Annotated in this window: 21 protein-coding genes; 15 read left to right on the top strand and 6 right to left on the bottom strand. The window is 33.5% G+C overall.

Features of this window, described 5'->3' with window-relative positions:
• The 5 genes from nagB to guaA form a co-directional block, all read right to left on the bottom strand.
• Positions 1 to 975, bottom strand: a 975-nt coding sequence (gene nagB / locus APR43_RS19700) for a glucosamine-6-phosphate deaminase (protein ID WP_088636428.1), incomplete at its 3' end; no start/stop codon positions are given.
• Between the two features lie 422 nt (positions 976 to 1,397).
• Positions 1,398 to 1,799 (bottom strand): OsmC family protein, encoded by a 402-nt coding sequence (locus tag APR43_RS19695; protein WP_053474079.1) that lies wholly within the window; start codon positions 1,797 to 1,799, stop codon positions 1,398 to 1,400.
• Positions 1,799 to 3,928, bottom strand: a complete 2,130-nt coding sequence (locus APR43_RS19690; RefSeq protein WP_053474080.1) for a LysM peptidoglycan-binding domain-containing protein — start codon at positions 3,926 to 3,928, stop codon at positions 1,799 to 1,801. Before APR43_RS19690 ends, APR43_RS19695 begins: the two co-directional genes overlap by 1 nt.
• A gap of 94 nt (positions 3,929 to 4,022) precedes the next feature.
• Entirely contained in the window at positions 4,023 to 5,927 is a 1,905-nt protein-coding gene (locus tag APR43_RS19685; RefSeq protein ID WP_053474081.1) for a LysM peptidoglycan-binding domain-containing protein, read from the bottom strand.
• A gap of 62 nt (positions 5,928 to 5,989) precedes the next feature.
• Entirely contained in the window at positions 5,990 to 7,519 is a 1,530-nt protein-coding gene (gene guaA / locus APR43_RS19680; RefSeq protein WP_053474082.1) for a glutamine-hydrolyzing GMP synthase, read from the bottom strand.
• Between the two features lie 237 nt (positions 7,520 to 7,756).
• On the opposite strand from guaA, the gene APR43_RS19675 reads away from it, so the two are divergent.
• Complete coding sequence (locus APR43_RS19675; RefSeq protein ID WP_053474083.1) at positions 7,757 to 8,284, top strand: hypothetical protein; 528 nt, start codon at positions 7,757 to 7,759, stop codon at positions 8,282 to 8,284.
• A gap of 133 nt (positions 8,285 to 8,417) precedes the next feature.
• Here APR43_RS19675 and APR43_RS19670 read toward each other — a convergent pair whose 3' ends face one another.
• On the bottom strand, positions 8,418 to 9,128 hold the full coding sequence (locus tag APR43_RS19670) for a hypothetical protein (RefSeq protein WP_053474084.1): 711 nt from the start codon (positions 9,126 to 9,128) through the stop codon (positions 8,418 to 8,420).
• A 305-nt stretch (positions 9,129 to 9,433) separates the two neighbouring features.
• Here APR43_RS19670 and APR43_RS19665 point away from each other — a divergent pair, with 305 nt between their 5' ends.
• The 14 genes from APR43_RS19665 (at position 9,434) to APR43_RS19600 (ending at position 20,833) form a co-directional block, all read left to right on the top strand.
• Positions 9,434 to 10,354, top strand: a complete 921-nt coding sequence (locus tag APR43_RS19665; RefSeq protein ID WP_053474085.1) for a DnaJ C-terminal domain-containing protein — start codon at positions 9,434 to 9,436, stop codon at positions 10,352 to 10,354.
• Positions 10,347 to 10,652 carry a chaperone modulator CbpM gene (locus APR43_RS19660; protein ID WP_053474086.1) on the top strand — a complete coding sequence of 102 codons (306 nt, stop codon included), beginning with the start codon at positions 10,347 to 10,349 and terminating at the stop codon, positions 10,650 to 10,652. The genes APR43_RS19665 and APR43_RS19660 overlap by 8 nt, the downstream gene beginning before the upstream one ends.
• Before the next feature lie 163 nt (positions 10,653 to 10,815).
• Positions 10,816 to 11,199, top strand: a complete 384-nt coding sequence (locus tag APR43_RS19655) for a RidA family protein (RefSeq protein WP_053474087.1) — start codon at positions 10,816 to 10,818, stop codon at positions 11,197 to 11,199.
• Positions 11,200 to 11,367: 168 nt separating this feature from the next.
• Positions 11,368 to 12,624 (top strand): voltage-gated chloride channel family protein, encoded by a 1,257-nt coding sequence (locus APR43_RS19650; RefSeq protein WP_053474088.1) that lies wholly within the window; start codon positions 11,368 to 11,370, stop codon positions 12,622 to 12,624.
• A 66-nt stretch (positions 12,625 to 12,690) separates the two neighbouring features.
• Entirely contained in the window at positions 12,691 to 13,806 is a 1,116-nt protein-coding gene (locus tag APR43_RS19645; protein ID WP_053474089.1) for a rhomboid family intramembrane serine protease, read from the top strand.
• Positions 13,806 to 14,180: a hypothetical protein gene (locus APR43_RS19640; protein WP_053474090.1), complete on the top strand. Its 375-nt coding sequence runs from the start codon at positions 13,806 to 13,808 to the stop codon at positions 14,178 to 14,180. Before APR43_RS19645 ends, APR43_RS19640 begins: the two co-directional genes overlap by 1 nt.
• A gap of 100 nt (positions 14,181 to 14,280) precedes the next feature.
• The gene (locus APR43_RS19635) at positions 14,281 to 15,285 is read left to right on the top strand and encodes a DHH family phosphoesterase (protein WP_053474091.1); all 1,005 of its coding nucleotides are present in this window, start codon (positions 14,281 to 14,283) and stop codon (positions 15,283 to 15,285) included.
• Between the two features lie 6 nt (positions 15,286 to 15,291).
• Complete coding sequence (gene gldI / locus APR43_RS19630) at positions 15,292 to 15,963, top strand: gliding motility-associated peptidyl-prolyl isomerase GldI (RefSeq protein WP_053474092.1); 672 nt, start codon at positions 15,292 to 15,294, stop codon at positions 15,961 to 15,963.
• Positions 15,964 to 15,978: 15 nt separating this feature from the next.
• Positions 15,979 to 17,052: a peptidylprolyl isomerase gene (locus tag APR43_RS19625; protein ID WP_053474093.1), complete on the top strand. Its 1,074-nt coding sequence runs from the start codon at positions 15,979 to 15,981 to the stop codon at positions 17,050 to 17,052.
• 57 nt (positions 17,053 to 17,109) lie between these two features.
• Positions 17,110 to 18,270 (top strand): peptidylprolyl isomerase, encoded by a 1,161-nt coding sequence (locus APR43_RS19620; RefSeq protein WP_053474094.1) that lies wholly within the window; start codon positions 17,110 to 17,112, stop codon positions 18,268 to 18,270.
• Between the two features lie 213 nt (positions 18,271 to 18,483).
• Positions 18,484 to 19,380, top strand: a complete 897-nt coding sequence (locus APR43_RS19615) for an EamA family transporter (RefSeq protein WP_053474095.1) — start codon at positions 18,484 to 18,486, stop codon at positions 19,378 to 19,380.
• An 88-nt stretch (positions 19,381 to 19,468) separates the two neighbouring features.
• On the top strand, positions 19,469 to 19,825 hold the full coding sequence (locus tag APR43_RS19610) for a DoxX family membrane protein (protein WP_053474096.1): 357 nt from the start codon (positions 19,469 to 19,471) through the stop codon (positions 19,823 to 19,825).
• Between the two features lie 33 nt (positions 19,826 to 19,858).
• A complete protein-coding gene (aqpZ, locus tag APR43_RS19605) occupies positions 19,859 to 20,575 on the top strand; it encodes an aquaporin Z (RefSeq protein ID WP_053474097.1) in 717 nt (238 codons plus the stop codon).
• Between the two features lie 15 nt (positions 20,576 to 20,590).
• Positions 20,591 to 20,833 carry a GlsB/YeaQ/YmgE family stress response membrane protein gene (locus APR43_RS19600; RefSeq protein ID WP_053474098.1) on the top strand — a complete coding sequence of 81 codons (243 nt, stop codon included), beginning with the start codon at positions 20,591 to 20,593 and terminating at the stop codon, positions 20,831 to 20,833.
• The last annotated feature ends 50 nt before the right edge of the window (positions 20,834 to 20,883 follow it).

Genomic DNA, 20,883 nt, shown 5'->3' with positions numbered 1-20,883 from the left:
GATGTCGTATGCCGGACCTGAATCTGCCAATAAATCGCTCATTCCGTTTTCGATATAATCGGCGTCGGTAAGCATTAAAATTGGTTTTTTAAGATCTAGTGCTAATCCTAAAACTGCTTTTCTGGTTAGTTTATCTGTCCAAACGATTTTTTCAACAAGCCACGGTTTGTTGATTCTCGTTAATTTTGAAGAAGCTTCTTTATCTAAAATAAAAACTGCGTCGTCATGTTCTTGCAGGAATGAAGCGGGAACTCTGTTTGTAACTTCGTCCTCAACAGATCTTTTTACAATGTTTGCTTTTCCTTCTCCCCAAGCCAGTAAAATAACTCTTTTGGCTTCCATGATTTTTTTAACTCCAAGTGTGATTGCTGTTCTCGGTGTATTATTTAATCCAAAGAAATCTTTACTTGCAGCAACTCTTGTAATATGATCCAGCGCTACTAATCTTGTTTTTGAGTTTTGAAGCGAACCTGATTCATTAAAACCAATATGTCCGTTTCCTCCAATTCCCAGAATCTGCAAATCGATTCCGCCCAAAGCTTCAATTTTTGCTTCGTATTCGTGGCAGTAATCTGCGATTTGTTCTTTTGTTAAAAGTCCGTCTGGAACGTGGGCGTTTTCAGGTAAAATATCAACGTGGTCAAACAGCAATTCTTTCATAAAACGAACATAACTGTTGATGGAATTTGGTTCCATTGGATAATATTCATCCAAATTGAAACTGATTACGTTTTTAAAACTCAATCCTTCTTCTTTGTGAAGTCTCACTAATTCTGCGTAAAGTCCTTTTGGAGAAGAACCTGTTGCTAAACCTAAAATACAAGGCTTATTTTCTTTTTGTTTTGACTGGATTAAAGCTGCAATTTCCTGTGCAACGGCTTTTGAAGCTTCACCTGAATTTTCAAAAACAACGGTGTTGATGTTTTCGAAGCGTTTTTCAAAACCGGTTGCTTTGTCTATTTTACTTTTTAACATGATATAGTTTTTTTTTATTCTTCGGATTTATGTATCGGCTTTAAGCCTGAAAATTTTATTTTACATCGCAAAAACGCAAGCCAAAACATTGCTAAAACAATAGCAATCAATACCATATAAAGATAAAACCTTTATAAATGGAATACAACAAAATTTAAATTATTGAATTAGGGCAGAATTTGGAATATCATTTTTATCTCACTTAGAGATTCCAAATAATATTAAAAAGTGATTCTCGTTTTCACTTTTGACATTGCATTATTTTTGCATAAATATGCGTATTTTTTGCAAGACAAAGATACTTCATATTATATTTAAGAACCAATATTTGATATGAATATTTTGTTAATTTTTTTAATTATGAGAATTGCATAAAAAAAGCCGTCAATATTGACGGCTTTTAGAATATATCGTAAAAAAAATTATTTCCAATTAAAGGTTACATTTTTTTCAATTTCGGAACTTAGGCTTAAAAACACCGGACAAGTCATTGCAGCACGTTCTAAGATGATTTTACTCTTTTCATCGGCGTTGCTTTTTAGTTCAAAAACAACTTCGATTGCTCCAATTCTTCTTGGTTCTGCATTCATAATTTTAGTTACTTCGGCAGTTGAACCGGCTAAATCAACGTTTAAATCACGGGCTTTAATTCCCATAATAGTAAACATGCAGCTTGCTAAAGCATTTGCAACTGTATCTGTTGGAGAAAAAGCTTCGCCTTTTCCGTTATTATCCAGCGGTGCATCAGAAATGATTTCACTTCCAGATTGTATATGTATTGAACTTGTTCTTAAATCGCCTAAGTAGGTTACTTTTGATGTCATTAATTTGCTTCTTTTAAAGTTAAGTCTGAATCGTAATATAATATGTAGACACCTTTATTTGCGTGTCCGCCATCTTCTTTTTTATAAAATTGAAATTTATTATCCACTTGCTGCGTCGTCATTAAATCTGCCGTTTCCTGATAGGTTTTCCCTTGAACCAAACGCATCATAGTATCAAAAGTCACATCAAAACCTCTGGTTGCATAAGTATTAGGATAAACTTTATTCTTCAATTTATATTCTTTCTTAAAGATTGAAACTGCCTGATCATCGCTGTCACGTGTTACAGACGGATACATTAATTTCAGTTTTACCAGGTTATCAAAACTAATTTCGTCTGTATCAAGCGTACTGTTTGGCTCTAAAATTACCAATTGCACCTGACATGATTTTTGAGCATCAGTCAACGCTTTGATTACTGTTTTAATCATAGCAGTATTTCCCGTTTCCATTACAACATAGTTCATTCGGGTTGGCAGTAATAAGCTTTTTAAATTCGCAGCATCTAAACCGCCTGCTTCTGTTAAAGCCGCAAAAACAACTCCTTTTTGATTTTGTTTAATATAACTAATAACTGATTCTTTTTTCTTGTCTACAACAGCTACAATATTTCCGTTTTTAGCTCTCATATAATCGAAAATTGCACTTCGAACCACATCGTTTGAAGGTATTGTCTGGTACAAATTATCAATAGGATTTGCCGCATCTTTTGATAATGGCGAAATAACAGGAACATTATATAAACGAAGTGAATTTGCTGTAGACTCAGCATTGTTTTGGTAAAACGGCCCAACAACAGCATCTGCTTCCTGCAATTTATTTTGTGCAATTAAACTCGAAATATTTGATGTTGTTTTTGTTTCCTGCGAATCATAAATAGCAACATCAATTGGCAGTTTCAATGTTCTGGCAGAATCTATCGCCATCATTGCTCCCGAGTAAAAATCCAGTGTCATGTTTAAAAATTTATCTGTTTTTAAACGAGCAGCTGTTCCGGTTGTATCGCTTTGCAATTTAGCTAAGTTAAAAGGAAGCAATAAAACTACTTTCTTGCGTTCGTTTTGTCCTCTTTTTTTACTCAGTTCAACAATTTCCGGGTCCGCAGAAACGGTTTCAGATTTTACTTTATCTACAATTTTAATTCCGCCTCCGGTACTTTCAACTGGTTTTTCGATCGCTTTTTCAACTGGTTTTTCAACTGGTTTTTCTACAGAAGTTTGTACCGGTTTATCAGCTGGCTGTGCTTGTGCAATAATTGGAGCCGGAGCTACATATCCTGCAGGAACTTTTAAAACCATTCCTTCTTTTACACCTTCTGAAAGTGAAGGATTTAAAGCAACTAATTCTTCTTGTGTTAAATGAAAAACTCTTCCTAAACTATAAAATGTTTCTTTTGGTTTTACCTGATATTCCATATAAGAAACTGCTTTTTTAGATTCTGCAGGTTTCTTCGTTTCTTCCGGTTTTACAGCTGTAGTAACAGGCGCTGCAACTTCTGTTTTTGGAGCAGTTCCTTTAATTGTCAATCGATATCCAACTGGTAAACTTGTTACAATTTCAGGGTTTTTCTTTTCTAATTCTTCTATTGAAATTCCGTATTGTTTGGCAATTCCAAATTTAGTTTCTTTTGGAGCTACATCATGATAAATATATTTTTCAGCTCCTTTTTGTTTTTTGTCCGAAGTTGCTGCAGCTTTTGGTGCAGAACCTTTTCCAGGAATTGTCAATGTCTGCCCCGGCTGTAAACCATCAGTAATCAAAAAAGGATTTGCAGCTTTTAAAGCTTCATCACTAATGCCATATTTTTTTTCAAGACCAAACAGTGTTTCTTTCGGCTGTACTTCGTGCGTAGTCGCTTTTCCATTACTGGTAGATTTTACCGCAGCTGTTTCTTTTTTGTCTGTATTTTTATTTGATGCTGCCGGAATCAGCAAAACCGTATTTGGTTTCACGCCATTACGCGCATCCGGATTTAATTCATAAATATCAAAAGGTGTAACCTTAAATTTTTGAGCAATTTGGTTAACCGTTTCTCCACTTGAAACTGTGTATTTCACCACTTTTCCTTGTGAAAAAGCAGAACAGGTTACAAAAAAAACAAGTAAAAATAATGTTGAATAATATTTCATAATAAAGGCTAAAACAATTTAATTTTTAATTCAAAAACAAGATACTAATTTCTCGTATACAAGATTCACGCCACTTGTCAATTCTTCCAAAAAATTATCGAAGATCGATTTCTAACTTAGCAATAATAACGTTCTTATATAACTCATTTTCCTCTTTTTTCTTGCATTGATACAGAAGTTCTTCCATGTTTTGGAACTTATCTGAATAAACATAATAAGAAAGGCTGTTTATATTAAAGAAAAAACTAGCGTTAAAATCGCCCGAATCAATAAGTTGCATAATTAGCTTATCTCGCTGCGGCGCGTCTGTAAATATACCCAAAACTAAGTAATAGCCGTTTGAAACTTCTTTAAGATTATCATAAACTTCAATCTTTATATTTTTTTCATTTTTAAACGGGTTTTCTTTTAGTTCGCGTTTCATTTCTTCCAGCGAAACTGCTTTTGAAGTTTCTGCAGAACCTGATTTTTTAATCGCTTCATCCTGATATTTTTTCAGTTTAACCAAAGCCAGTTTATCATCAAATTTTCTGGCTTCCATACTATAATAGGAAGCTTTGCTGATGTGGCGTTTTACCTCAATTTGTTTTTGAGTATCGAGCGAATCAATTTTAGAAATTAGCAATTGATTTTTCGCATCGCCTTGCTCCTGTTCAATTTTATAGCGCTTAATTTCCTCTAAAGAAAGTCTTTGCTGAATTGAAGTAACGTTTTTATTTTTTTCGCTTTCGCGGATTTTCTTCTTGTATTCCTGATTTTCTTCAACAGCGATTTTCTCTACTTTATTCATTAAGCCGGCATATGCTTTTCGGTTTTCAGCCAGTTCTTTTTTTAACTGAGATGATAATTCGCTTGTTTTTCCGATGCTTTCATACGATTGTTTTTCCAATCGTTTTGATTCATCCACATTTAAAACATCCATTCTTTTTAATTCGACTAAATCATTGTTCATCGTGTTTACTAATGAATCTAATTTTGCCATTAAAATATCCTGAACATTTTTATTGGCTTCTAAAACCAATCGCAATTTTTCAACCGAATTTTCTTTTGAACCGTTCATATCATTCAAATTAACTTTTAGATCGTTAATTTTTATAATCTTCTGATTCATTTCTTTTTGAATAACCAGTCTGTCTTTTAAATCATCAATTTCAACCGTTTTGGCTTTTGTTTTTTCGACTACAACTTGTTTCTCGGCAAGAGCCAGCATTAATTCTTCACTTTCGTTTGCTGGTTTTATTTCTTTTGTATTGATGGCCAATTTATTACCAACAATTAATCCGTTTATGATTTCCGGATTTTGAGATTCCAGCTGATCGATTGTAATTCCGTATTTTTTAGAAATCGAAAATTTGGTTTCTTTTGGTTCAACCACATGAAAAACAGTTTCCTGATTAATCACGCGAACTTTTCCGTCTAAAGTTTTTCGTTTGTTTGGAATAGCAATTGTCTGTCCAATCTGCAATCCGTTTTGTAATAACTCTTTATTAAGATTTTCTAAATCCTGAACCGAAACATTATATTGTCTGGCAATGCTAAATAAAGATTCCTTTGCCACAACAAGATGTGTTATTTTTGAAGAAACCATATTTTCTATTTTTGGAAGATTTGAAGCACTTTGCGGAATAATTAATTCCTGTCCAACCTGAAGTCCGCTTGCAAGAATTGGATTTGCATTTTGAATCGCTTCTACAGAAACATTATATTTTTTAGATAAACCGTACAGCGTTTCTTTTTCGCCAACAACATGAAGAATCTGTTGCTCTTGATTTATTTTTTGTGGAGAATGAACGGGAATCTTAATAATTTGATTGTCTTTGATTCCGTTTTGCGATTCGGGGTTGAGTTTGTAAATCTCGTCTACAGAAACCTTATACTTTTGGGCAATGAAATAAGCAGTTTCCCCTTTTTGAATTTTGTGCTCAATAATTGAATCTTGCGCAGCTATTTTGTTAAAAGACAAAATAAACACAAGAGAAATCGTTAAAAGTTCTCTCATAAATAGTAGGTTATAAAAAATTAAGGCCTTACAAATGTAAGACCTTAATTTTAAAAACAATACTATTCCCACTCAATTGTTGCAGGTGGTTTTGAACTTATATCGTAAACTACACGATTCACGCCTTTTACCTTGTTGATAATATCGTTTGATACTTTCATCAAGAAATCGTAAGGTAAATGAACCCAGTCAGCAGTCATACCGTCTGTTGATTCTACTGCTCTAAGCGCTACTACTTTTTCGTAAGTACGCTCATCGCCCATAACTCCAACACTGTTTACCGGAAGCAAAATTGCTCCAGCCTGCCAAACTTTGTCGTATAATCCCCAAGATTTTAATCCTTCGATAAAAACAGAATCAACATCTTGTAAAATTTGTACTTTCTCTGGAGTAATATCTCCTAAAATTCTAATTGACAATCCTGGACCTGGGAAAGGGTGTCTTCCTAATAATTCAGGATCTATTCCTAAAGTAGCTCCAACTCTTCTAACTTCATCTTTAAAAAGCATTCTAAGCGGTTCTACAATTTTTAATTTCATATAATCTGGCAATCCACCAACATTATGATGCGATTTAATTGTTGCCGATGGTCCTTTTACTGAAACAGATTCAATTACGTCTGGGTAAATAGTTCCTTGTGCTAACCATTTTACGTCTTCTATTAAATGTGATTCATCATCAAAAACTTCGATAAATACACGTCCAATAGTTTTACGTTTAGTTTCAGGATCACTTATTCCGGCAAGTTCAGAAAGAAAACGATCTCCGGCATCAACACCTTTTACGTTTAATCCCATTCCTTTGTATTGATCTAATACGTTTTGGAATTCGTTTTTACGAAGTAATCCGTTGTTTACGAAAATACAGTAAAGGTTTTTACCAATTGCCTGATGTAATAAAACCGCAGCTACAGTAGAATCTACTCCGCCTGATAATCCTAAAACTACTTTATCGTTTCCTAATTTCTCTTTTAATTCTCCCACCATTTCTTCTACGAAAGCATTTGGTGTAAAGTTTTGAGGAACTTCGGCAATTTTAACTAAAAAGTTCTCCAGCATTTTTGATCCATCTGTAGAATGGAAAACTTCTGGATGATATTGAATTCCGTACGTTGTTTCGCCTTCAATTTTATAAGCGGCAAATTCTACGTCGTGTGTGCTTGCTAATTTTACAGCATTTGTTGGAAGTGCTTTGATACTATCGCTGTGGCTCATCCAAACCTGACTGTTTTCTGAAACTCCTTCAAAGAAAACTTCGTTATCTTTTATATAAGATAAATTCGCTCTACCGTATTCTCTAGTATTAGAAGCTGCAACTTCACCTCCACTAAAATGAGCTAAATATTGCGCTCCGTAACAAACGGCAAGCATTGGAAGTTTACCTCTAATTTGAGATAAATCAGGATGCGGGGCATCTTCTGCGCGAACAGAAAAAGGGCTTCCGCCTAAAATTACTGCTTTGTAAGCTGATAAATCACTAGGAAAGTGATTGTAAGGAAAAATTTCGCAGAATATATTTAATTCGCGAACTCTACGCGCAATAAGCTGTGTATATTGCGATCCAAAATCTAAAATAAGTACGTTGTGTTGCATGCGCAAAAATACTTTTTATATTCGAAATTGAAAAATCGGAACAATGAAAAAATTATATTTTTTTTATTGTTCCGATTTTTTAGGTGCAAAGGTTCAGAGATACAAAGGTTCAGAGGTTTTTCTAAGTTAATTCTGGATTCTTTTTCTCTGTCCCTTTGAACCTTTGCAACTCTGAACCTCAAAAAAGAGAAATCCAACCCCTAAGAAATATCGTATCTACGATAAAAACCCATATTTATGAAATCAAAATCAATTGCTCTTATCCTTTTATTGTCTCTGTTTTTAACTTCTTGCAATGCTGTAGATGATTTATTAAGTTTTACTATTTCAAACGAAGCATCCATCAAAATTAAAAGTACATCGCCGCTTAATCTTCCAACAGAAATTGTTACTCCGGATGTTACAACCAATTCTTCAACTGAATTTGAAAACAATAAAACAAAAGCTAGTTTGGTAAAAGATGTAAAAATCAGATCGCTTAAACTTTCTATTTCTGATCCTTCTGATAAAACTTTTACATTTTTAAAATCGATACATTTATATATATCAACATCAAATTCTGAAGAAATAGAACTGGCGTATCAGGACAATATCAATTCGTCAAGCAATACGATTGATTTAATTTGTACCGATAAAAGACTGGATCAATATATTAAAGCTGACACCTATAAAATTAGAACACAGGTTACGCTTAAAGAAACGCTTACGAAAGATGTAACGGTGAAGGCTGATATGAAATTTAGGGTTACGGCAGATCCGTTTTAGCCTAAGATTCTGAGGTTCTAAGCTTTTTCTTAGAGTATTAATGTAATGGCTTCATATTAAAAAAATAAGGTTCTAAAATGCTGATAAAAAACTTAGCATCTTAGAACCTCAGTATCTTAGTATCTAAAAAAAATCACTCTTTCGTAACAATAATTGTTGCCCTAAATCCTGCTGCAAGATTGTTCCAATAATCATTTGTAACTAATTGGCCTTTGTCATCGTAAACCCGGATTTCTGCTGTATTTCCGCCCAAAGAACCAATATTTAGGGCTTCAAAATCTAATTTATTAAAACCTTGGGTTAGGTTTATTTTTACATCTTTATAGCCAGAATCTAAAAGTATCTGGTCTTTAATCACTACATCATTTGATGAAACTCTGACCAAATCGCCGTCGATTGCACCAAAATCACGGAATTTAACAATAAAGTATTCCGATTTGGTTTTAAAATCTCCAAGGGAAATATTTGATTTTACCAATGTACCGCGGCCTTCTAATAATCCCGCATCTTTTAAAGCTTTATTTAAATCTTTTTCCATTTTTGCCACATATTGATCGCCTGGATTAGCAAAATCATTTTCTGTTGACATGGTAAATTTACTTTTCTCTGCGCCAACCTGAAGCTGTGATTTTGGAGTTATACTCGTATTATCAAAAACATTTGGTGTTTTAATACTGGGTATATCGGCAGTTTCTGCTTGTGGATCTTTAACTTGCGGAATTGGTGTTTTTTTCTTTGTGCTAAACTTAGGTGCCGGAATAGGCTTGAATTTTGTTCCAAATTCAGTTTGTGCTGAAACAGTTACAGCAGTAAAAAACAGTATAAAAAATAAGATATGCTTCATTGAAAAGTGGTTATCGAATTGGCTTTATATTTTTTTATTAGCAATTAAGTCTAGCATCGCAAAAATAGCATAAATAAGTTTGGCGCGACAACTTTAAGACTATTATAACAATATATTAGGCTAATTTTTGGAATCAAAAAACCTGCCAAAAATTTTAAAATAAATTCTCAATATTAAAATTCCAAATTCCAAACGGATCTTGGTTATGCGTTAATTTTTTCTTTAAACCTGCACATCACTTTGATAGTTAACAACTTATTCTTAACTTCAATATCTTAATTTATTTTATCTTAAAATTCAAAAAGATGGATTATATCGACTATTATAAAACCTTAGATGTTACAAAATCGGCAACTGAAGCCGAAATTAAAAAAGCATATCGAAAACTGGCCAGAAAATATCATCCAGACTTGAATCCGAATGATAAAGAGGCGGAGAAAAAATTCAAGGAAATCAATGAAGCAAACGAAGTTTTAAGCAATCCTGAAAATCGTAAAAAATACGATAAATACGGAAAGGACTGGAAACATGCCGACGAGTTTGAAAAAGCGGGTTACGATCCAAATCAGCAGCAATATTCGAGACAGCAACAGCAAGGTAATCAAGATTTTTCTGGTTTTGGCGGAGGTGATTTTTCAGGAAGTGATTTCTCAGATTTCTTTAATTCTATGTACGGCTCTGGGCGAAGCAGCCGAGGTCAGTCTAAATATAGAGGACAGGATTTTAATGCTGAACTGCAATTAGATTTGGCTTCTGCTTACTCGACACACAAACAAAGTTTGACCGTAAATGGTAAAAATATCCGAATTACAATTCCGGCCGGAGTTGAAAACGGTCAGGTTATCAAAATTCCCGGACATGGCGGCGCGGGTGTAAATGGCGGACCAAACGGTGATTTGTATATTACTTTTATAATTGAAAACAATTCTGATTTTAAAAGAGAAGGGAACAATTTATATTCTAATGTTGATCTGGATCTTTATACCGCAATTTTGGGTGGAGAAATTAATATCAAGACTTTTGACGGAAAGGTTAAAATTAAAGTTCCTGCCGAAACTCAAACCGGAACAAAGGTCAAATTAAAAGGAAAAGGTTTTCCTGTTTATAAAAAGGACAATCAATTTGGAGATTTATATGTGACATACAACTTAAAAGTTCCGACCAAATTATCTGAAAAAGAAAAAGAATTGTTTGCAGAATTATCTAAACTTAGAAATCATGAGTAACAAGAACTTAATCCAAATAAAACAGTTTTGTATTTATCACGAAATTGAAAATACGTTTATTACTGAGCTTCATAATTATGGTTTGGTAGAAATTATTGTTGAAGAAAATGACGAATATCTGCAGCCGGAACAACTGCCTTCCATAGAAAAAATGATTCGCATGCATTATGACCTGAATATTAATTTAGAAGGAATTGATGCCATTTATCATTTGCTGAATAAAATTGAAACTTTACAGCAGCACTTGACAAACACGCAGAACAAACTAAGAATTTATGAAGAAAACCAAGCAGAATAAATATATTTTCTTTCTTTTTAAATATCACAAAAAAGAATGATTTTCGGTGTGATTTCAACTCAATATAATTCTTTTTGACGGTCATATTTCCTAAATTGCAGCGCATTAATTAACCTGAATTTGTTTTTAAAACGAAACAAAACAATTCAAAAAACCTCATAAAATGAAAAGAGAAAATATCTTAACAGGATCGCCGTGGGAAGACAAAATGGGATACTGCCGCGCTGTAAGAATTGGCAATATCGTTGAAGTTTCGGGAACTGTAGCAATTGTTGACGGCGACAAAGTAAAAGCTGACGATGCTTATGCGCAGACCTATAATATAATTGAACGTGTTGAAAAAGTTTTAGAAGACTTAAACGTTGGAATTAAAGACGTTATCAGAACTCGTATTTTCACTACTAATGTTGATACTTTTGAAGAAGTTGCCAGAGCGCATTCTGCTTTTTTTAAAGATGTAAAACCAACAACAGGTTTTTATGAAATCAGTAAATTAGTTGCTCCTGAATATTTAGTTGAAATTGAATTTACAGCTGTTGTACAGTAAATAGTTTTTTTGCCACGAATTGCACTAATTTCCACTAATTATTTTTTTTTGTTTTGCCACAGATTAAAAGGATTTTAAAGATTTCTTTTTGTTTATCTCAAATTAAAACATATTAATTCGTGAAAATTCGTGAAATTCGTGGCTAGAAAAAACACCTCAAAAAAATTAATGGCTTCCCAAACTCCAAAACAAATCCTGCTTTCCATTCCTAAATGGATTATTATTTGTGCCTTAATTGGCATATTTTCAGGATCTGCATCTGCTTTTTTTCTTGTTTCTTTAGAATGGGTTACACAATATAGAATTCAGCACGAGTGGATTATCTGGCTTTTGCCTTTAGGCGGATTTTTAGTTGGTTCAAGTTATTATTATTGGGGAGAATCTGTGGTAAAAGGCAATAATTTATTGCTTGAAGAATACGAAAAACCTAAAAAAGTCATTCCGTTTAAAATGGCTCCTTTGGTTCTTTTAGGAACTTTATTAACGCATTTATTTGGAGGTTCTGCCGGACGCGAAGGCACAGCCGTACAAATGGGAGGCGCAATTGCCGATCAATTCACCAAGATTTTTAAACTAGACAATACCGAACGCAGGATTTTAATTATTCTGGGAATTAGTGCCGGTTTTGCTTCTGTTTTTGGAACTCCTTTAGCAGGCGCCATTTTTGCTTTGGAAGTTTTGTATTTCAGTAAAATCAATTTAAAAAGTATTGTACTTTCATTTTTAGTCGCTTATGCCGCTTATTTTACAGTAGAATTTTGGGAAATAAAACATACCCATTATAGCATTCCAATTGTTTCTGAACTTAGTTTTAGCACTATATTTTACACCATATTAGTGGGACTTCTTTCTGGTTTTGCTGCTTTATTATTTTCTCGAAGCACACATTTTTGGGGTTCTTTATTTTCGAAAAAAATCAAATATCCGCCGCTTCGTCCTGTTATTGGCGGAATTGTTTTAGCAATCGCCATTGCAGGTTTAGGATTTACCAAATTCTCCGGACTTGGCGTTCCCGTTATTGTTGATTCCTTTTCAAACCAGAGTGAATGGTATGATTTTCTCCTTAAAATTTTATTCACCGGATTTACTTTGGGCGCAGGTTTTAAAGGCGGAGAAGTAACACCATTATTCTTCGTTGGCGCCACTTTAGGAAGTGCTTTATCCTTATTTATCCCAATGCCTATTGCACTTTTAGCCGGAATTGGTTTCGTTGCCGTTTTCTCCGGCGCAACTCACACTCCTATCGCCTGCACGATTATGGGAATGGAATTATTTGGCATCGAATCTGGAATTTTTATCGCTATAGGATGTACAATTGCTTATTTCTCATCAGGTTCTGTTGGTATTTACAAATCACAAATTGTAAAAGGGGCAAAATATAAATTGTACCAAAGGTTTCAGAAAAAAGAGCTGGAACATTTGTAGCAAATATTTCGTGATAACTAAAAGTTTTTTTTGTAGTATTGTTTGACCTAAATCAAAACTACTAAAATGGCCTTTGGATTTCCCGCAGCGTACTCTCAATTAACGCCTTTAAATAATTTACCTCAAAAATCATTTATTTTAAACGCTGTCAGCATCTGCAAAAAACTAAATTGGAGGATTATTTATATTGATGAAAATGAATTAAATGCAGTTTCTCAAAACAATAAAAATATCTGGAACGAAACTATTTCATTTTCTTTTGATGAAAATACAGCTATAATAACAAGTTCTTCAAACGGAAATCAGATCTATGATCGTGGAAGAAATAAAAAAAACACAGAAATCTTTTTAGACCTATATTTTGAAGAACTTAAAAATATTTCTGATTTTGAAATAAATGAAACTGATTTTTCGGAGCAAATAAAAAACGAAAATGTTTCAAATAAAGAAAAAACAGAACCTGAAAACATATCAGCGTTTTATTCATTCTTTTCGATTTTTACTCCTTCAAAAGGTTATTTGATTACTCCTGTTTTAATTTACGTAAACCTTGCGGTTTTTCTTGTCATGACTTTTTCAGGAGTACATTTTTTTAAACCTGAAATTCAAAATATTATTGACTGGGGAGGAAATTACGGACCAATGATTTACGAAGGTCAATTCTGGAGATTACTAACTTCATGCTTTATTCATTTCGGTTTTTTTCATTTAATTCTAAATTGCATCGCACTTGCTTATGCAGGACTTCTTTTAGAACCTTATTTAAAAATTTGGACCTTTCTGGCAACTTATCTTTTCTGTGGTGTTATTGCCAGTTTAAGCAGTTTATACTGGAATAAAGATTTGGTAAGTGCAGGTGCTTCAGGAGCCATTTTTGGTATGTATGGAATTTTACTTATTGTACTTTTATTTAAAACTTTTGAAACTAAAATAAAATTAAAATTATTACTCAACATTGCTGTTTTGGCTGGTATCAACATTCTTTACAGTTTTAAAGACGGTATCGATGCTGCGGCACATATTGGAGGTTTTGCCTCTGGTATTTTATTTGGTTTAATACTTTCCATCATAAGAAAAAGAAAAGATTACAGCATGGCACTTATTTCATCACTTGCTACAATAATAATTGCTGTTTTATTTGTAAATTTTAAAAATTCTAAAGTCTATATATATATCAGGTAATGGAATATGAAAAAAGAATGCAGGAATTTAATGATATGGAAAAAATGGCTCTCGAAGCTTACAGTATTCCATATGGAAATTCGATCGAAGAAAACAGAGAAAGTATCTTATACATGATTAAAGATCGTGGTATTTATTACTGGAATGAAAATATCACTTTGATTAACGAATTAGATAAATTATATCTGCCGAAAGAAATACATCAGCAAAATGAAAAAATAATTGAATATTGCGAATTAAGAATCAGTTTATATGAGTTAGCATATAAAAAAATCTCTGAAAACACCCCTAAATATGATGAACAAATGCTTGCTCTAAATTTCAAAATTGCCAGTACTTTAAACCAAATTAAAAAGGCGCAGATAAAGAGCTAAATTTAAAAACCAGAAACGATAATTGGACTCCTTTCCTAAAAGTGTGTTAATCCACAAAATGATTTCAACATTACATTAAAAAAATGTAAATTCGCACACTATGAAAATACAAGATATTCAGGCAATTCAATTATTGCTTGCTGCTCCAAAAAAAATTGTAATAATTCCTCACAGAGGACCAGATGGCGACGCCATGGGTTCTACTCTAGCTTTATACCATTTTTTATTAAAAAACAATCACCAGCCAACCGTGATTGCACCAAACGATTTTCCTGATTTTTTGGCCTGGATTCCGGGTTCAGAAACGGTGAAAATCTTTGAAAAAGATACTGAAAACTGTACCAAAATATTAGAAGAAGCCGAGTTGATTTTTACACTCGACTTTAATGCTTTTCATCGCACAGGCGAAATGGAGCATACTTTAGCAAAGCTTACTGCTCCGTTTATCATGATCGACCATCATGAAAAACCGCACGATTATGCAGCTTATATGTATTCTGATACTTCGTACGGATCGACTTGCGAGATGGTTTACAACTTTATTACCTTTTTAAATAAAAAAGAAGATATTGATAAAACCATTGCAACTTGTATCTACACAGGAATCCTGACAGATTCCGGTTCATTCCGTTTTCCGGGAACTACAGGAAACACACACCGAATTATTGCAGAATTAATCGATTTAGGCGTTGAAAACACTCAAATTCCGGTTTTACTATACGATAATAGTTCGTACAGCCGTTTGCAATTATTAGGACGTGCGCTTCAAAATATGAAAGTTTTTGAAGAACATAAAACTTCTTATACCACTCTTACTCAGGAAGAATTAGATTCTTTTCATTATGTAAAAGGCGATACAGAAGGAATTGTTAATTATGGATTAAGCATTAAAGGAATTGTTTTTACGGCTATCTTTATCGAAAATAGAGACGAAAAAATAATCAAAATCTCTTTCCGTTCACAAGGAGGATTTGATGTAAACCAGTTTGCACGCGACCACTTTAACGGCGGAGGCCACGTAAACGCTGCCGGCGGAAGATCTGATGTTACAATGGAAGAAACCGTTAAAAAGTTTGAAGATTTAGTAACTAAACTAAAATTATAAACCAATATGAACTACTTAAAACTTAGCATTTACTCACTGCTTTTTGCAGTTTTATTGGTGAGCTGTAAACACCATGAAGAAGCACGAAGACCTATTTCGAGAGCTTCGGGTACTTTTATGAAAAAATCGGCTGACAGAAATAAAAAGTTAGTGGCAAGCGAAGAAGAAGTCATCAAGAAAATCATCAAAAGCAATCCGAAAGTGAAATATTACGCTACTAAAAAAGGATATTGGTTTTCTTATGATGAAAAAAGTACTACTGAAACGGTAACTCCAAAAAAAGGAGATATCGCTTACTTCAATTTAGAAGTTAAAAATATCGACGGTACACTTATTTATTCAGAATCTGATCTTGGTCCGCAGACTTATTATGTAGATAAGCAAGATATTATGATGGGATTACGTGATGGAATCAAATACATGAAAAAGAACGAAACAGTTACTTTTCTGTTTCCATCTCACATAGCATACGGATACCATGGAGACAATAAAAAAATTGGCCCTAATGAATCCTTAATTTGTACTGTTACGCTTCGTAATTTCGTTCCGGATCCGGCACAAACTACTGCTGCTCCTGCTGCTACGGGTACGGGTACGGGTACAACATCAGTAAAAACTCCAAAACCTGCAGCTGTAAAACCAGCCGCAACAACTAAAAAAGATACAATAAACCCATAAAAAACATTTTAAGAAATGAAAAAAAGTATTTTATTATTACTATTAGCCGTAAGCTCATTGTATTCATGTAAAGACGACCACAGTAATTTACCAGATGGTTTATATGCTGATATCGAAACTAATAAAGGACACATCATTGTTGAATTAGATTACAAAAAAGCACCAATAACTGTTGCAAACTTTGTAACATTGGCAGAAGGTAAAAACGAATTTGTAACAGATGAGAAATTAAAAAACAAACCATTTTTTGACGGTTTAAAATTCCACAGAGTTATTGAAGATTTCATGATTCAGTCTGGAGATCCGCTAGGAACAGGTTCTGGAGATACAGGATATAAATTTAAAGATGAGTTTTCAGATTTAAAATTTGACAAAGCCGGTGTTTTAGCAATGGCCAACAACGGACCTGGAACAAACAGCAGCCAATTTTTCATTACGCATGTTGAAACGCCTTGGTTAGACAATAAACATACAATTTTTGGACACGTTGTTGAAAAAGGACAAGAAGTAGTAAATAAAGTAGTTCAGGGAGATAATATCGTTGCTGTAACTATTATCAGAAATGGTGAAGCAGCTAAGAAATTTGATGCTGTAAAAGTATTCCACGATTATTTTGCTAATATCGCTAAAGAACAAAGCAAATATGCCGGAGCTCAAAAAGAAAAAGTAGATTTCTATGCTTCTATAAGACCAAAAGCGACTAAAACTTCAACTGGTTTAGAATATGTTATTACTGAAAAAGGTTCAGGTAAAAAACCTGCAATTGGAACTCAGGTTTACATTCACTACGCTGGTTTCCTAGAAAACGGAACTTTATTTGATTCAAGTATTGAAGAAGTAAACAAAACTTTCGGAAAATTTGATGCTGCAAGAGCAGAACAACACGGTTATCAGCCAATTCCTTTTCAAGCAGGAAAAAAAGACGGTTTAATTCCTGGATTTATTGAAGGAATTGAAAAACTTTCTTTTGGAGATAAAGCAGTTCTTTTTATTCCATCTCATTTAGCTTATGGAGCAACTGGAGCTGGAGGAGTTATTCCGCCAAATGCAAATATTATTTTTGAAGTTCAATTATTAGAAAAACCATAATTATTTTTATAATTAAATTCTTATAATTAGTTTTACAGACTTAAATTGAAAAATACAATGAAATTTAAATTTCTATTTTTATTCTGTCTGGCTGTTTTAAACATTCAGGCGCAAGCAAAAAAAACTACTACTACGAAAGCAAAACCAAAAACGGCTAAAACAGCGGTTGCGGCAAATCCAGCTGAAGGTATTTTTGCTACAATTTCAACAACAAAAGGAGACATTGTTCTTTCTTTAGAATATGTAAAAGCTCCCGTTACAGTGGCTAACTTTATTTCTTTGGCAGAAGGAAAAAATCCTTTTGTAAAAGTAGAAAGACTTAAAGGAAAGCCTTTTTATGATGGTTTAAAATTTCACAGAGTTATTGCAGATTTCATGATTCAGGGTGGAGATCCGGACGGAAATGGTTCTGGAGGCCCGGGATATGCTTTTAAAGATGAATTTGTCAGCGATTTAAAATTTGAAAAAGGCGGTGTTTTAGCAATGGCCAATTCTGGCCCTGCAACAAACGGAAGCCAGTTTTTTATCACGCATAAAGATACACCTTGGTTAAACGGAAAACATACTATTTTTGGTCATGTAGTTTCTGGAATGGACGTTGTAAATAAAATTGCTCAGAATGATGTAATGACAAAAATTACAATTACCCGCAAAGGTGCTGCAGCCAAAAAATTTGATGCTGTAAAGGTTTTTAGCGATAATGAAAAAAACCAAGAAGCTGATAAAGCAGAAGAGGCTAAAAAACTAGAAATCTTAAAAGCACAATCTCAAAAAGTTGCTGCCGAAAAAGCTGCTTATTTTACAGCTACAAAAGCTAAAGCAACTACAACAGCATCTGGTTTAAAATATGTAGTTACTAAAAACGGAACAGGTGTAAAAGGTGCTGAAGGTTCTAATATCTTTTTTCATTATGCAGGATATTTTGAAGACGGAAATCTTTTTGACAGCAGCATAACTGATGTTGCAAAAGCATACGGAAAATATGATGCAAACAGAGACGCTCAAGGCGGATATAAAGCTTTTCCTTTTACTGTTGGTAAAAAAGATGGTATGATTCCTGGTTTCATCGAAGCGCTTGATTTGATGACAGACGGAGAAAAAGCAATTTTCTTCCTTCCTGCAAATTTAGCTTACGGGGCTCAAGGTGCCGGAGGTGTTATTCCGCCAAACGCTACTTTGATTTTTGAAATTGAAACGTATCAAAATCAGCCTAAATAAGATTTTAAATTCTTTTTAAAATATAACACAGCCATCAAAATTTAGTTTTTGGTGGCTTTTTTCATTTTCTTAAATTCTGTCAAATATTTAAAATTGAATCTAATAATGCTTCATCAATATGTGCATTGATAACGTTTGTATACATTTTCTATTAATTCTTAAACAAAATAACTTACCTTTGCCGGCTTGAATTTTTTAAAATAAACAATCAAAATGTCACAAAATAACGTATTAAAGGGAGTATTTTTAGTTGCTTTAGGAGCTACAACTTACGGAATGTTAGCCACTTTTGTAAAAATGGCGTATTCTGAAGGATATACAACAGCCGAAGTAACAACCTCTCAATTTGTACTTGGAATAATTGGTATTTTGATCATCAACGCTTTTCAAAAAGTAAAAAATAAAGAAAAAGTAGTAAAAGCTACTTCAAAGAATATATTTCATTTAATGCTTGCCGGAACTTCTTTAGGAATGACAAGTTTGTTTTATTATCTGGCTGTTAAATTTATTCCGGTTTCAATTGGAATCGTTTTATTAATGCAGACGGTTTGGATGGGCGTTTTACTTGAAATGATTTTAGAAAAAAAATTACCCTCTAAGCAAAAAGTTATAGCTGTTTTTATTGTCTTAATAGGAACTGTTTTGGCAACTAATATTATCCATAATGATGTTGCGCTTGACTGGCGCGGAATCGTTTGGGGAATTTTGGCTGCAGCTTCATTTACTACTACAATGTTTACGGCAAACCGTGTTGCAACAGGAATTTCTTCTGCTCAGCGTAGTTTATATATGCTTCTTGGCGGTGCTGTAATTGTATTTACTTTCGCATTTTTTACTCAGGTTACGCCTTTCAATATGGCAATTTTCCTGAAATGGGGAATTGTTTTATCTTTATTCGGAACCATTATTCCGCCGCTTTTAATGAATTTAGGTTTTCCATTAACGGGAATTGGTTTAGGAAGTATCGTTTCTGCATTAGAACTTCCGGTTTCAGTAATGATGGCTTATGTACTTTTAAATGAAAAAGTGATTTTTACACAATGGGTTGGAATTGTTCTTATCATTCTGGCAATCATCATTATGAATGTAAATTTCAAACGCAAAATTTAAGGTTTTTTACCATCTTATTAAAAAAAGCTGTCTTGTAATGTAATAAGTGTTAATTTTTTTATAATTTCGTTATAAATAATTAATTATCATGAACTTACCCTGGCACTTATATTTAATGGCGATACTTTATATTCTTGCCGGATTCAATCATTTTCGAAAACCCGGAATGTACATTAAAATCATTCCTCCATTTTTTAAAAACCCTCAAATAATCAATACTTTAAGCGGAATCGCCGAAATTTTATTGGGGATTTTATTAATGTTCTCTCTTACTACGCAATATGCTGCATGGGGAATTATTGCATTATTGATTGCAATATTTCCTGCCAATTTATATATGTTTCAAAATAAAAAAGCGAGTTTTGGTTTACCAAAATGGATTTTATTTGTACGTTTGCCCTTACAAATCGTTTTGATAGTTTGGGCATTCCAATATACCCTATAACAATCAAATCTATTAATCTTAAATTATTTTATTATGAAAAAATTGTTTGCAGAGTTTTTCGGAACTTATTGGCTGGTTTTTGGAGGTTGTGGAAGCGCCATTTTTGCTGCCGGTTATCCTGAATTAGGAATTGGGTTTGCAGGGGTTGCTTTAGCATTTGGTTTAACTGTTTTGACAATGGCTTACGCTGTTGGACATATTTCGGGCGGACATTTTAATCCCGCTGTTTCATTTGGTTTATGGGCTGGGGGAAGATTTCCTGCCAAAGATCTTATTCCTTACATAATTGCGCAATGTATTGGTGCAATTGCTGCTGCGGGAACATTATATACAATTGCATCAGGAAAAGCAGGATTTATAATCGATAATACTAAAGCCGGAGCTTTTGCATCAAATGGTTTTGGGGCATTTTCTCCAGATGGATATTCATTACAGGCTGCTTTTATTGCTGAATTTGTATTGACTTTATTTTTCTTATTGATCATTTTAGGAAGTACTGATAAATGTGCAAACACTAACTTCTGCGGAATTGCAATTGGTTTAGGATTAACTTTAATTCACTTAATAAGTATTCCAATTACAAATACTTCTGTAAATCCTGCAAGATCATTATCTCAGGCAATTTTTGCGGGCGGAGAACCGCTTTCGCAGGTCTGGCTGTTTTGGGTCGCGCCAATTTTAGGTGCTGTTGCAGCAGGATTTATTTATAAACTCCTTTTACAAAAAAACGAAGAAGATCACACTAACTAATCAACTTATCCTAATATGAGTTTTATATATTTTTTAATTATTGGTGCAATTTCAGGATGGCTTGCTGGTCAAATCTGGAAAGGTGCTGGTTTTGGTTTAATTGGTAATATCATTGTTGGAATCCTTGGCGGTATATTTGGAGGATGGCTTGCAGCTAAACTTGGTATTGGCGGGGGCGGACTTTTATGGCAGATTTTAATTGCTGTGGGAGGTGCATGGATTTTACTATTCATTATAAGTTTGATTAAAAAAGCATAAAAATTTTAACCAATTATAAAATTTAAAGAGAAAATCAGATATATTTATAT

The sequence above is a fragment of the Flavobacterium sp. NLM genome, from assembly GCF_002210235.1.
Lineage (GTDB): Bacteria > Bacteroidota > Bacteroidia > Flavobacteriales > Flavobacteriaceae > Flavobacterium > Flavobacterium panici.
The sequence above is the reverse complement of the archived record's forward strand: the minus strand, read 5'-3'. Positions and strand labels throughout refer to the sequence as shown.